We start from the raw sequence: 12,836 nt of genomic DNA on the forward strand, positions 1-12,836 counted from the left end.
AAGAATATAGTAGGCAAAACGATAAACACGATGAGTTTAGTTTTTGGGTCTTCTGTATCTGACATAATTGCTTGTATTGGTCCGAGTATTTCTGTAAAAGCTTTTGAAGTTGGAGATGAAGTAGTTGAACAGTTTGCTCATTCAGGCTTTGATATGGAGTCTATTGCTCAATTTAATTCTATTTCTCAAAAATATCATATAGATTTGTGGAAAGCCAATAAAAGATTGATGCTTCAGGTAGGAGTAATGTCCAATAAGATTAGTTGTGCATCTATTTGTACATATACAAGACACAAGGAGTTTTTCTCTGCCCGTAGACTTGGAATTCATTCAGGTCGTATTATAACGGGTATTATGCTAAAACACGAATTATAATTATGCGATTTAATATAACTGTATCTCAAGAGTTAAAAGAAGTTGCTCCAGAGTTTAAGGGAGCGGCAATAACAGCAAGAGTTTCAAACACTCCCTATTGTGAATCTTTGTGGGATGAAATTAAAGAATTTGGTAATCAACTTAAGAAAACGTTAGAAATAGCAGATATAAAAAAGTTGAAAACAATTGATGCTACTCGTACTGTATATAAAAAGTGTAAGAAAGATCCGAATCGTTATCGTCCAGCGGCAGAAGCTCTTCGCCGTAGAATATTAAAAGGGCAGTCTTTACAAATAGATACTCTTGTTGATTTAGTTAATTTGGTTTCTATTGCAACAGGATATTCTATGGGTGGATTTGATGCGGATTATATTGAGGGTAATCATCTCGTATTAGGAGTTGGGAAAAAAGATGAACCATTCGAGGGTATTGGTAGAGGTATATTAAATATTGAAGGTCTTCCTGTATATAGAGACTCAAGAGGAGGAATAGGAACTCCAACTAGTGATGAAGAACGAACTAAAATATCTCTTGAAACTCAAAATCTTTTGATTCTCATTAATGGGTACAGTGGTATAGAAGGATTACAAGAAGCAGTTGAATACTCTATAAATCTGCTAGAAAAATATGTGGCTGCAAAAGAAGTAGAATATGTTTTTTATTCCTAATAAATTCAACTGTTCATTCTGAATATTGTTAATCTCAAGAAGGAGAAAAAGTAATGATGTCAACAAAAGAATTAGAAGTAAGATTGAAAGAGCGTAATATACGTCCTACAGCAGTTCGATTGTTAGTGCTAAGGGAAATGATGTCTATGGAAGAACATCAAGCTTTCAGCTTACTAGACTTGGAAAACAGGCTAGATACTGTTGATAAATCCACACTATATCGTACAATAACTCATTTTCATGAAAACTTATTGATTCATAGCATAGATGATGGCTCTGGATCTATTAAATATTCTGTGTGTAGGAGAGGGTGTGACTGTTCAGTACCTCAATCTCATGTTCATTTTTCTTGTACAGAATGTAACCGTACCTTCTGTTTAGACAATATAGCCATACCTAAAGTCGGCTTACCTTCAGGCTTTTCTTATGAGAGTGCTAACTTCGTATTCAAAGGAATTTGTTCTGATTGCTCCAAACGGCATAACTAAGTTTGCAACTTAGTTGCATAAACTATATTGTATCTTTGATATATCGATTAATAGAGAATAATATTAAGAAGTAAAAGATATGTCAAAAGATATAGATACCCACAATTCTGCTTTCTATCAAGGAGCAGAACCTATTCATAGTCGTAGCTATGCCTTAAATAGTGAAAACGAAAACAAGCAAAATAAAATCTCTTGTTCAGGTTGTTCTCATGAGCATAATCACTCAGGGGCTTTAGATGTAAAAGAACTTGCTCCTATAATTTTTAGTACAGTATTATTGGTATTAGGGTTGATTCTTGAGCACACTGTTTGGGGAGCATCATTCCCTTCCTATGTCTATCCTATTTTTTATATTCTAGCTTATATTCCCGTAGCTTTTCCTGTTTTAAGAGAAGCGGTTGAAGCCGTTATTCACGAGAAAGATTTTTTCAATGAATTCTCTTTGATGGGAATTGCAACTATTGGGGCCTTATCTCTAGGAGAATATCCTGAGGCTGTTGCAGTAATGCTTTTGTATTCTATAGGAGAGTTATTTCAATCTATGGCTGTTGGTAAAGCTACTAAGAATATAGAATCTCTATTAGATGTACGAGTAGAGGAAGCGAGAAGAATTACACCCACAGGTATAGATATAATTCCTTCAGAAGAAGTAAAGATAGGAGATCGGATTCAGTTAAGGGTAGGAGATAAATTACCAGTAGATGGTGTTTTGTTTTCGGATAAAGCTAGCTTTAATACAGTAGCTCTAACAGGAGAGAGTGTCCCTCAAACCAAAAGAAGGGGCGAGCCTGTTTTAGCTGGTATGATAAACCTAGATGGAGTTATAGAGATAGAGTCTTCTAAAGTATATAAGGACAGTGCATTGTCCAAGATACTAGAGATGGTACAAGAAGCTACCGAACGTAAAGCAAAAACAGAACTTTTAATGCGGAAGTTTGCTCGCTGGTATACTCCTGCTGTTTTTGGGTTAGCCGTAGTGTTAGCCTTCCTTCCTGCTTTATTGGTTAGCGATTATGTGTTTACTGAATGGTTATATAGAGCATTGGTCTTTTTGGTAATCTCTTGTCCATGTGCTTTAGTTATCTCTATTCCTTTGGGTTATTTTGGAGGTATTGGAGCTGCTTCCCGTAAAGGTATCTTGTTTAAAGGAGCCAACTATCTTGATCAGATGTCTCATGTAAATACGGTGGTAGTAGATAAAACAGGAACAATGACAGAAGGTGTGTTTGAAGTACAAGAAGTGTTTGCAGAAGGAGACCGTCAAAGCTTTCTTGATATAACATCTGCTGTAGAAAGCTTCTCTTCCCATCCCATTGCTCAGGCGATACTAGCTTATCATAACGCCAATCAGGCAATCATAGATAGAATTGAAAATATCGAAGAGGTGGCTGGACATGGTGTGAAATGTGAGCTAGACGGAGATATTTTATTAGTAGGAAATTATAAACTATTAGATAAGTTTGGGGTGTCCTATGATTCTAAGGTGAAAGAGATAGTAGGCACAACTATATTAGTGAGTAAAGGAAATCAATACTTAGGTGCTATTCATATTGCTGATAAAATTAAGGAAGATGCAGAAGAAGCTGTTTTATCATTGCATCAAAGTGGTGTAAAAAACATTATTATGCTGAGTGGAGATAATCCAGCTATTACTCAAGAAGTAGGAGATAAGATTGGTATAGATAAGGCTATTGGAGGGTTACTTCCCCAAGAGAAAGTAGCTTATGTTGAAGATCTAAAAAAGAATCCTAAAAACGTGATTTGTTTTGTAGGCGACGGAATTAATGATGCACCTTCTTTGGCACTAAGTGATATAGGTATTGCTATGGGCGCTATGGGGGCTGATGCAGCCATTGAGGTTGCAGATGTAGTAATTCAAACTGATCAGCCTTCAAAGATAAGTAAGGCTATAAAAATAGCTAAAGCTACTCGGAAAATAGTATTCCAAAATATAGCTTTAGCCTTTAGTATTAAACTCTTTGTACTGCTATTGGGAGCACTAGGTATTGCTACTATGTGGGAAGCCGTTATAGCAGATGTCGGAGTTACTATATTGGCAGTATTGAATGCTGTACGTATTTTATATAAAAAGGATTTCTAATTTAGAATATCCCAAAAACTACGAGGTAAGTATACATTTTCTAAAGAGGTAGCTTCTCTAAATAGTGGGGCTATCTCTTTGGGTGTAAATCCTGCTATGCCACATCCAATAGGTGTAACAAGAAATATTAATTCTTGGTGCTTTTTTGCAAATTCTATGAAGTCGTTAACGTAGGGTTCTACCGTTTCTATGTCACCTTGCATGGTTGGTATGGCATAAGTTTGACCTTGCAGACCTACTCCTTGTCCCCATACTGCTCCCCATTTATTGTGTGCTACGTTGGCTGCACCTCCAACATGTAATCCTGGTAAATTACTACCGAATACAAAAACTTCACATTCCTCCAATTCATTAATATATTTTGGAGTAACTCTATTATCAATATCTATTTCCATAAGTTAAACGTTGGTTATGTCCTAAATATAACAAAAATAAATGACATAATAAAAAAGTATTAAATTCGCTAGTTTTATTCCTCCTTTTTTCGTAAACTAAAAGTTAATTTGTTTTTAAAAGTACGACGTCTTTGCTAAATATTTTATATAGAATAGGTTAAATACCTAACTGTAGTTAATCATTGAAGCATTTACTTGTATTGAAGGTATAAATGTATCTATATTTGCAAATCATTTGTTATGAAAAAATTAATTAAGACATATAATCCTGCCTTTTGGTGAATTAATCTGTGTATAAAATAGGTTCAATCAAAGGCTTATGCTGAGTATTTACTTAGCATGAGTATTATATACAATTATTTTTATAATAAAAACAAATGAAATTACATATAGATTTAGATTCAAGCCATCCAGCATATGAGTGGCTCGAAAAACAAGCAGATAAAATAGGTGCTAGAGGGCACTTTGGCACACATATAGATTGTTACTCTAAGACTCCGAGTGAAAACAATTACAATTTACCCGTATTTATTTTAGATTGTAGAGAAGGTATGCCTACACTCAATGAGGCTAAAAAACTACCCTCTTTGGAAGGACAAGCTCTTTTACTCTATACCGATAATTTGAATCAAAATGATTACGGTTCTAAGGCTTATTTTAACGATATTGATACTTCTCTAAGTATGGATATTTTAGAAGAAATATTGAAAGCCAATCCACAATTGATATTGATAGATTCTTATGGTATTGGAAGACATGGAGAGCATCATCAAAGTTTGGATGTTCGATGTGAACAGTCTGATTGTTTTGTAATTGAAAACATCCTTGTCAAACCAGAAATGATTTCAGAGATGAGGCAAATTCAAGTGAGTTTTGACTTAGATTATCCTTCAACAGGAAAACCGTGTGAAGTAACTTATTCAAAATGATAGAAATAGTAAAGGGGGAAATTTCCCCCTTTACTATTTCGTAATAAAGAACAATACCTCAGTGTGAGAACTTGTTTTATTCGTTAATTTCATCTTTTTCTAAAAATTCTAGAGAGTTGACTTTTATTCTATCAAGTAAGAGGAGTAGATAGTCTTGTTCTTCTTTACTTAGCCCTTTCATAGAAATGTTAACAGACTTCATCCAGCAGTCATTTAATCTTTCTTCGAGTATTCTCGCTTCCTTAGTAGCGTACACAATAACACTACGTCCATCTTCTTTGCTATGTTCTTTAATAACATACCCCAACTTTACTAGCTTATTAATAATCCGAGTGACATTAGCAAAATCTTTATTAGAGTTTTTAACTAACTCGCTAATTGTTTGACCATCGTTTTCCCAAATATAGCTGAGTACAATCCATTGATCAGGCGTGATATTAATATTTTGTTTGGATAATATTCTAAAGATTTGCCTTTTCAGCAGGCTGGCAACAACAAAAATATTATACCCGACGTATTCGTCTAATTTAGTTTTCATATTTAATTTTTCTTCGTATCAAAGATAATTAATATCTTAGGATAAGGAGGAATGAGTTATGGATATTAAGAGTTTCATATTAAACTATAAAGAGGCCTTTTCAGAAAGAGCTGAGTTGCCTATTGCTTTTTGGTACTCTGCTGAGGCTATTGCCGAAACGGATAAAATAAATGGTTGTTTATTTAAAGGACTGAAATTGGTTAGAGATGGAATTCCTATTAGTTTAAATGAAGCGAATATAGGTTGTGGGGGAGGGAAGTTTTACACAGGATTTGCCGAGATGAATGATTATATTCCTCAGTTCGTTTCGTTGAAAGAACGATATAAACAGACACCAGAAATGGTATGTAGTTTTATTGACAAAATGCAAGTTCCTAAGGCTAAAGGAGCTTATCTTAACTTTGCTCGGTTAGATTTAATTGATTCTTTTGATCTTATTGAAGGATTGTTATTTTTGGTTACTCCAGATATCTTATCGGGGTTAGCAACTTGGGCATATTTTGATAACAACTCCGATTCAGCAGTGCAATCTTTATTCGGCTCTGGGTGTAGTACAGTTGTAACTAGAGCTGTTTTAGAAAATAAGAAGCAAGGACGCTCAACTTTTATCGGTTTCTTTGATCCCTCTGTTAGGCCTTATTTTGAGGAAAATATTTTAAGTTTCGTTATTCCTTTTTCCCGTTTTAAAGAAATGTATCACACCATGCGTCAAAGTTGTCTTTTCGACACTCATGCTTGGAGTAAGATAAGAGATAGGATTCAGACATAAAAGATGCGTGAATCCTATACAATTATTTTTTGATAGTTTGTGATATTTTCTCAATATTGAGGCTTCTTACCATAGAGTCAAATATCTGAGAATAGGTGCCTCCCATTTGATAAATTTCTTCATGTGATCCACATTCTGCTATTCGACCTTTATTCATAGAATAAATGGTGTCGGAATCTATGATTTGAGATATGCTGTGAGAAATTATAATCACAGTGCGGTTTTGCTTAATAGCATCAATACTGTTTTTTATCTGCTCAGTAGCAATAGCATCAAGGCTGGCTGTGGGTTCATCTAAAAAGATAATAGGTGGATTTTTTAGAAATAATCTGGCTATAGCAATACGTTGTTGCTGCCCTCCTGATAAATTAAGAGCTTTTGTATTATACTTATCCGGCATCTCCATAATTTGCTCATGAATGTGTGCTTTTTTAGCAGCATCTATTACCTCTTCAAATGGAGCAGTAGGGTTGCCATATCTTATGTTTTCTTCGATAGAACCATTGAATATGTGATTCTTTTGTAACACAAGCCCTATATTTTCTCTTAAAAAGTGAGTATCGTACTCTTGTAATGGAACACCATCTAATAAAATTTGTCCTGAACTAGGTTCGTAAAAACGATCTAAAAGATTGACTATCGTCGTCTTTCCTGCTCCTGATAGACCAACTAAAGCTGTAATCTCTTGAGGTTCAATTGTTATATTGATATTCTTAAGTGCTTCTGTTCCATTTGGATAAGTAAAGCTAACGTTCTTTATTTCAAATTTACCTTTTAATTTTTCGGGGATATAACTACCCGATTGTTCTTTCTGGGAGTCGGCTTCTAATATCTCGAAGTAACTTTCAGAATAGATTAAAGCATCGTGCATCTCTCCATAGATACGATGAAATTGTCTAATTGGAGCAGCTACATTATTGAAAAGCATGATGTTAAACATGATTGCTCCAATAGTCATTTGCCCATTGATAATGAAATAGGTGGTAATAAGAATAATGAGAGTCAGTCCGAGTTGTTCTATGATGTCTTTAGAGGCCTCAAAAAGAGTTCTTATTTTGCGAATACTAATTTGAGCAAAAGTTAGATTATTTTGAAGCTGAAGTTGCTTTTCTTCCTCTATATCTTCTCTTACAAAAGATTTTATGACTAAGATCGACTCTAAAATAGTGATAATACCATGACTCTTTTCTTCTCTAAACTTTTTGATGTATTGACGAGATCCTTTCAGTCTTTGCGCTTGCTTTGTGCTTGCATAAAAGTAAATGGGAATAACGCATAGACCGATAACTCCTATGATCCAGTTGGAGTAAAACATCATTAACAAGGCAACTAAAGCAGTGGCAAAGAGAGGTAATATATCAATAAAAAAGTTTTGTACAAGTCGGGTTAAGCTATCTACCCCTTTATCAATACGAGTTTGCAGTTTGCCTGATTGATTGTCGTCACTAGTAAAGAAGGAGACATTATACGTTAAAATTTTATTGATAATCGTTTGTGCTAAGTCCTTAGAAATAAAAATTCTTAGCTTTTCGCCATAAAACTTTTGACCAATCTGTATAAATACATGGATTAGCTCTTTGCCAATGAAAGCTGTTCCTACAAAGAGTAATAGCAAAAATCCGTTGCGTACTGTTTCTTGGTGAGTGATGTAATCGCTTATACCATCTACCGTGTACTTCATAATGAATGCATTGACTTGTCCTACGAAAGATCCCAATGCTGTGAAAAATAGTGTGATACCAATAATCCAACGATAAGGTCGGACGTAAGGTTTTAATTTTTTATATAATTGATAAAAAGTCATTCTAATTGTGTTATAAGGGAATCTTTGTATTTATTCCTGTAAGTTATTAAATCGGCGATAGATATTATTTTAAAATCATACTTATCAGCAAATTTTATTAAATCGGGCATCCTAGACATGGAGCCATCTTCATTTTTTATTTCTATAAGTACACCTATTGGTTTCAGTTTTGCTAATTTCATCAGATCAACTACAGCCTCTGTATGTCCTGCTCTTTCCAATACTCCGTTTGCTTTAGCTCTTAAGGGAAAAACATGACCAGGCCTACCAAAGTCTTCGGGCATGGTATCGTGCTTGGTGAGTGCTAATATAGTTTGAGCCCTATCATAGGCAGATATACCTGTTGTACATCCTCTTTTTTTGTAGTCAATAGAGATGGTAAAGGGTGTTTCCTGTTCAGATGTATTGCTGTAAGTCATCATAGGCAGTTGCAGCTCTTGACACCTTGTTTTTGTCATAGGAGTACAAATTAATCCTCTGGCTTTTTGTTCCATGAAATTAACTTTCTCAGTAGTTATCATTTCTGCAGCAATAATTAAATCTCCTTCATTTTCTCTGTTTTTATCATCTACTACGATGAGAAAATTACCTTTTTGTAATTCTTTAATTCCTGTTTCTATGGAGCATATTACTTGTTTCATTTTGTTTGTTTTTTATGAATAAGATTTGATATTTTATGATTGAATTGAATTGCAAGACTCAATAGAGCTATTATTACTATAAGATAAAGTTGCCTTGTTTCTGCTTGTATGGTTAAGAATATTAGAACAGCAATGACCGAAAGAGCAAAACTAGCTCTATAAGTCTTCATAAGTAAGTGATAAGCTAGTTTCCGAGTATAAATAAACCGATGTACTTGATGCTTTAAACTGTATAATATTGCACCACTGAGTGCACCACTTAATGCTCCCATTTCTAAAAATTCATAAGGTTTTGTTGTTAATATAGTACCTATACTTATGCCGCAATAAAGAGTAAAAAGTAATGTAATATGGTCTTTTAATTGGTGCATTTGGGTCCCTATAATAGCACAAAGTAGATATAGAGTGATCAGTACAAAAGTGGAATTTATTTGTGGTAACAAAATGGTTTTTTGAGGGATAACTAGAGCTATAAATAATATTTGTATCGTATAAAACAGAGTGATAAAGAGCAGTTGAATTAGCTCTTCTTGTTTTAATCTCTTGAGTCTATCTATATGATTTTTAATTTGTTTCATCTTTCAATTTGTTGGTGATTGCAAAATTAGAAGTATGAAAACTCTAAATCATTGACATTTGTCAAAATAGTACTTGATCTACTTATAGCTTTGATTTCAGACGGCTCAATGTTTCTTGTGATATGCTGAGGTAAGAGGCCACAATTTTATTGGATAACCTACGTACAATAACAGGATTTTGGTTGAGCAGTAATTTGTATCGCTCTAGAGCAGATAACGTAATGAAAGACTCTAGTCGGCTAGTGTTGGTTACATACGCATATTCTAAGTACTTTCTATAAAATATTTCCCAACAAGGAATAGTTTCTAACAACCCAAAGAAATCTTTTTTGAGAATATAATTGACATCACAATTTTCTAATGCTTGGATATATTCCAAGCTAGGTAAGTCAGTGATGAAGTTGGTTAGAGTAGTAGCGAAATGATTTTCAAAAATGAGGTGTCGGGTAGATTCAATGCCTTCTTTATTGACAAAGAATATTCTTAAACAGCCTTGTCGCACAAAAAACATCTTTTGATTTTGCTCTTGTTCTGAAAAAATGAGAAATTCATTTTTTTTGAAACGGGCAGATTTAAATTTACTGAGAATAAGTTGTAACTCATCATCAGTAACCTTTGTCATTTCTTTTATCTTGTTACTTAGAAGGTTCATGTATATATTCGGCTAGATGGAAGATAAAGATACAAAAGTATCCTTTAAGTGAAGAAGCCTATAAGAGGTTTTGCTACTTGTGGTAAAATGAGATTTATAACGTAATATTGAGATGAATATCTATAAGATACTAAAAGGATGTTTATACATGTATTTTAATAAAAAAAGAGTCATAAAGTTTTAACACCGACATCGTCATGACATGACACCGACATGTTAGTCTTTTTACCCTGATCGAGCGCACTTATAACTAAGTCATGTAAAACCTCTTTCTGAAAATGTATTTTTATTCAAATTTTGTAAAATGAAATTCCTATAAATTAGTTTGTTGAATTAAACTCAAGTGGGAGATAGATATAAAAAAAGGACTACCTCATTTAGAGATAGTCCTTCCGTTTTAGTTTCTTAATATACATTGACTTCATCTATGAAGAACCAAGCAGGATGTCCTACACCGTAGTGCCAAGTAGGGCATAACCCGATAGTGCCTACTTTTATACGGATGTATCTCGCAGTCACTTTTTGATTGCTACGGATAGGAAAAGTTACAAATTTCACTTCAATATCTTTGTCTTCAGGTATCTCTATAGATCCCATTTCTGTGTATTTCTTGTTGTCAATTGATGTAGAAACTTGTATGTTTTTAGGTAATAATACCCAAGAACCTAGTTTGTGCAAGAAATCAGTTTCAACCGATTGAATATCCTTTGTTTCTCCAAGGTCGATAATGAATTCCCCATCTCTACCTTCCCAGCCTACCCAGCCATCATTAAATGTAGCGCCACCGTATAGTCCGTCGGTAAGTGCTACTTTCATTTCATCGTAGGGCTTATTGGGTGCATCTACAAATAGGATATCTGCACCTAATGCTAGGCTTTGTTTTGTTGCAGGTAAATTTCTTTCGATATATTGTTTACAATAGTCTTCAATAAAATTTCTACGCTCATTTAAGCTCACTACACCATATTCTGCTGCTCTATTTCTGAATAGTTCTACTTTTTCGCCTAGATTAGATTTGTCAATATCGTTTCTTGTTCTGATGATTTCTAATTCAGAATATTGAAGAGGAAGTCTTTCTTCTCTTACTCGGGCTAAATAGATAGGATCATTTTTCACAGCATCTTCAGCTTTGTCAAACAACTGATTATATCTTCTCATCAGCTGATCATTTAACATACCCTCTTTATGTGTAACAGGAGTATCGTAGATCCACAAAGGTATCTGACTACCTAGTAAAGCACCTTCTCTTAGTTTGATATAATCATAAATATATGGAGCTGCAGCTTCGCCATAAAAGTCTTTTAAAAATCCCTTCATTATGGATTCCACATCAGCATTTACATTCCATAAAAGCTTACTTACAATATAGCTTCTCAACTCTGAAAAATCTCCACCTTTTGAGCCTGCAATTTGTGAGAAATGTCTTGTCGCACCATTTTTTTTGAAAAGCTTCATATTGGGTTGTAAGATATGGAAGTTAGGGAAGGGCGCTACATAATTATCAAAGTTGATACCATAATCCCATACGTAGATGTTATTTGTAATTTTAGACCATGCCTCCATCTCTTTTACAAACTCTTGACCAGAAGGATTCTCTGTTAATGTAACCTCTCTATAAGCATCAATGTCACATAGCATAATGTTTACATTAGGCAATGGTTTGATGTGTTTTGGAGCGGGTACAGAAAAGAGATAGGCTAAGGTAGAAAATTCTTTGTCTGGATATTTTTGAGCTAACTTATTCAAAAAGTAAATGATAGGACCAGCAGGTGTTCCTTCTTTATCGATGATAGCCTTGCATTTTTCACATTGACAGTAAATCTGACTATCATTTTGGCTAACAGAAATGATGTGTTTATCAGGGTTTGCTTTGAATATAGAGTCAATACGGTTTACTACGATATCAAATACTTCATCATTAGTTAAACACCATTGACTAACAGTACCTGGATGTCTTTGACCATTCAAAAAAGCATAATACTCAGGGTGCTCTTCGCCATATTCTGCAGCAGGTAATAGTTTGTTAAAGGTATGAACCCAGTAGCCAGCAGCAAACTCTTCTTGAGGTTCTTCTAGTCTGTGCCATATTTTATAAATAGGATCAGTATGTGTACTATATGCTTGAGTTTGTCTGTACTTAAAAGAAGGATTCTCTAGTTGAATAATATTTTCGGGGAAAGAAACATCTGATGATGGAGTAAGGGTATAAGCCTGTTCTTTTAAATAGCGAATACCTTGATAGTCTTCTAATAGAGAAACTACTCCGTAAAGAGCTCCTTTACCTTGATCACCTATAATTGATAGGTTGTTGGAGTTGGATTGAATAAGAAAACCATCTTCAGTGATATCTTTAATCAAATCGGAATTCTCAGGAGTTTTTAATCCAATTAAGATGTCCCCTTTTTTAATCTTTGTAGATTCAGACACGATACTAAGTTCTGTTCCTGATATTTCCTTTAAAAAGTGGTTAAGTAAATTTGCGGCCTCTTGGTTGATGGGCTCAGATTGGTTAATAATAATTCGTCCTTTCGGTTTTCCTTTTTCAATAACACTAATTTGGGCATTCAAATTAGTAGATAATAATAGAATAGTTAATAGGTAAAAAATCTTTTTCATGTTGATTGTGTGTTTTGCCCTCTAAGATAAGTAAATGCTAAGGTTTATAACGAATATGCACTTTAGTAAATTCTCTATTTATTAATTCCTTACCAGCTTTTAAAATATCAAAAAGGATAGTACTTGCTTTAAAAATTGGTTGTGATAGAGAGAGGTAAGGGATCACCTGCAAAACTTGGGGGATAACTTATTAAGCAAATAATTTAGTAACCCTAAATAGAAAGAAACTAATATCTGTAACCCCTCTTAGTTGAGTCCTAAAGGCTTTTAGTTTAGCGTTAA

General features: G+C 34.1%; 12 protein-coding genes and 1 pseudogene. 6 read left to right on the forward strand and 7 right to left on the reverse strand.

Annotated features, from left to right (window positions below):
* The 4 genes from K8V80_RS09010 to K8V80_RS09025 all read left to right on the forward strand — a co-directional run.
* On the forward strand, window positions 1-375 hold a 375-nt coding region (locus tag K8V80_RS09010; protein WP_276777197.1), incomplete at its 5' end, for a laccase domain-containing protein.
* Between the two features lie 2 nt (window positions 376-377).
* On the forward strand, window positions 378-1,043 hold the full coding sequence (locus K8V80_RS09015; RefSeq protein ID WP_276777199.1) for a B3/B4 domain-containing protein: 666 nt from the start codon (window positions 378-380) through the stop codon (window positions 1,041-1,043).
* Window positions 1,044-1,099: 56 nt separating this feature from the next.
* On the forward strand, window positions 1,100-1,531 hold the full coding sequence (locus tag K8V80_RS09020) for a Fur family transcriptional regulator (RefSeq protein WP_006744157.1): 432 nt from the start codon (window positions 1,100-1,102) through the stop codon (window positions 1,529-1,531).
* 79 nt (window positions 1,532-1,610) lie between these two features.
* On the forward strand, window positions 1,611-3,632 hold the full coding sequence (locus tag K8V80_RS09025) for a heavy metal translocating P-type ATPase (RefSeq protein WP_276777203.1): 2,022 nt from the start codon (window positions 1,611-1,613) through the stop codon (window positions 3,630-3,632).
* On the opposite strand, the gene K8V80_RS09030 is transcribed toward K8V80_RS09025, so the two are convergent.
* Complete coding sequence (locus K8V80_RS09030; protein ID WP_276777223.1) at window positions 3,629-4,015, reverse strand: A1S_2505 family phage non-structural protein; 387 nt, start codon at window positions 4,013-4,015, stop codon at window positions 3,629-3,631. The genes K8V80_RS09025 and K8V80_RS09030 overlap by 4 nt on opposite strands.
* Window positions 4,016-4,404: 389 nt before the next feature.
* Here K8V80_RS09030 and K8V80_RS09035 point away from each other — a divergent pair, with 389 nt between their 5' ends.
* Entirely contained in the window at window positions 4,405-4,956 is a 552-nt protein-coding gene (locus tag K8V80_RS09035; RefSeq protein ID WP_276777205.1) for a hypothetical protein, read from the forward strand.
* Window positions 4,957-5,032: 76 nt separating this feature from the next.
* On the opposite strand, the gene K8V80_RS09040 is transcribed toward K8V80_RS09035, so the two are convergent.
* Window positions 5,033-5,494 carry a MarR family winged helix-turn-helix transcriptional regulator gene (locus K8V80_RS09040; RefSeq protein ID WP_006744161.1) on the reverse strand — a complete coding sequence of 154 codons (462 nt, stop codon included), beginning with the start codon at window positions 5,492-5,494 and terminating at the stop codon, window positions 5,033-5,035.
* Between the two features lie 58 nt (window positions 5,495-5,552).
* Here K8V80_RS09040 and K8V80_RS09045 point away from each other — a divergent pair, with 58 nt between their 5' ends.
* Window positions 5,553-6,263 (forward strand): DUF169 domain-containing protein, encoded by a 711-nt coding sequence (locus tag K8V80_RS09045; protein WP_006744162.1) that lies wholly within the window; start codon window positions 5,553-5,555, stop codon window positions 6,261-6,263.
* A gap of 22 nt (window positions 6,264-6,285) precedes the next feature.
* Here K8V80_RS09045 and K8V80_RS09050 read toward each other — a convergent pair whose 3' ends face one another.
* The 5 genes and pseudogenes from K8V80_RS09050 to K8V80_RS09070 form a co-directional block, all read right to left on the reverse strand.
* Entirely contained in the window at window positions 6,286-8,067 is a 1,782-nt protein-coding gene (locus K8V80_RS09050; RefSeq protein ID WP_276777209.1) for an ABC transporter ATP-binding protein, read from the reverse strand.
* Window positions 8,068-8,102: 35 nt separating this feature from the next.
* Window positions 8,103-8,708, reverse strand: a pseudogene (gene ribB / locus K8V80_RS09055) (3,4-dihydroxy-2-butanone-4-phosphate synthase); the annotation flags it as partial.
* Window positions 8,705-9,286, reverse strand: coding sequence for a hypothetical protein (locus K8V80_RS09060; protein ID WP_276777215.1), 582 nt, complete (start codon window positions 9,284-9,286; stop codon window positions 8,705-8,707). The gene K8V80_RS09060 and the pseudogene ribB, both read right to left, overlap by 4 nt.
* An 82-nt stretch (window positions 9,287-9,368) precedes the next feature.
* The gene (locus K8V80_RS09065; RefSeq protein WP_276777218.1) at window positions 9,369-9,908 is read right to left on the reverse strand and encodes a Crp/Fnr family transcriptional regulator; all 540 of its coding nucleotides are present in this window, start codon (window positions 9,906-9,908) and stop codon (window positions 9,369-9,371) included.
* A gap of 435 nt (window positions 9,909-10,343) precedes the next feature.
* Window positions 10,344-12,554: a DUF4838 domain-containing protein gene (locus K8V80_RS09070; RefSeq protein WP_276777220.1), complete on the reverse strand. Its 2,211-nt coding sequence runs from the start codon at window positions 12,552-12,554 to the stop codon at window positions 10,344-10,346.
* Between the last annotated feature and the right edge of the window lie 282 nt (window positions 12,555-12,836).

The organism is Bacteroides coprosuis (assembly GCF_020741705.1).
Classification (GTDB): domain Bacteria; phylum Bacteroidota; class Bacteroidia; order Bacteroidales; family Bacteroidaceae; genus Bacteroides_E; species Bacteroides_E coprosuis.

Excerpts from the sequence above, each read along its gene's own strand:
- K8V80_RS09040 (WP_006744161.1), bottom strand. The coding sequence starts at position 5,494 with ATGAAAACTAAATTAGACGAATACGTCGGGTATAATATTTTTGTTGTT.
- K8V80_RS09060 (WP_276777215.1), bottom strand. The coding sequence starts at position 9,286 with ATGAAACAAATTAAAAATCATATAGATAGACTCAAGAGATTAAAACAA.
- K8V80_RS09070 (WP_276777220.1), bottom strand. The coding sequence starts at position 12,554 with ATGAAAAAGATTTTTTACCTATTAACTATTCTATTATTATCTACTAAT.
- K8V80_RS09050 (WP_276777209.1), bottom strand. The coding sequence starts at position 8,067 with ATGACTTTTTATCAATTATATAAAAAATTAAAACCTTACGTCCGACCT.
- K8V80_RS09065 (WP_276777218.1), bottom strand. The coding sequence starts at position 9,908 with ATGACAAAGGTTACTGATGATGAGTTACAACTTATTCTCAGTAAATTT.
- K8V80_RS09035 (WP_276777205.1), top strand. The coding sequence starts at position 4,405 with ATGAAATTACATATAGATTTAGATTCAAGCCATCCAGCATATGAGTGG.
- K8V80_RS09025 (WP_276777203.1), top strand. The coding sequence starts at position 1,611 with ATGTCAAAAGATATAGATACCCACAATTCTGCTTTCTATCAAGGAGCA.
- K8V80_RS09020 (WP_006744157.1), top strand. The coding sequence starts at position 1,100 with ATGTCAACAAAAGAATTAGAAGTAAGATTGAAAGAGCGTAATATACGT.
- K8V80_RS09015 (WP_276777199.1), top strand. The coding sequence starts at position 378 with ATGCGATTTAATATAACTGTATCTCAAGAGTTAAAAGAAGTTGCTCCA.
- K8V80_RS09045 (WP_006744162.1), top strand. The coding sequence starts at position 5,553 with ATGGATATTAAGAGTTTCATATTAAACTATAAAGAGGCCTTTTCAGAA.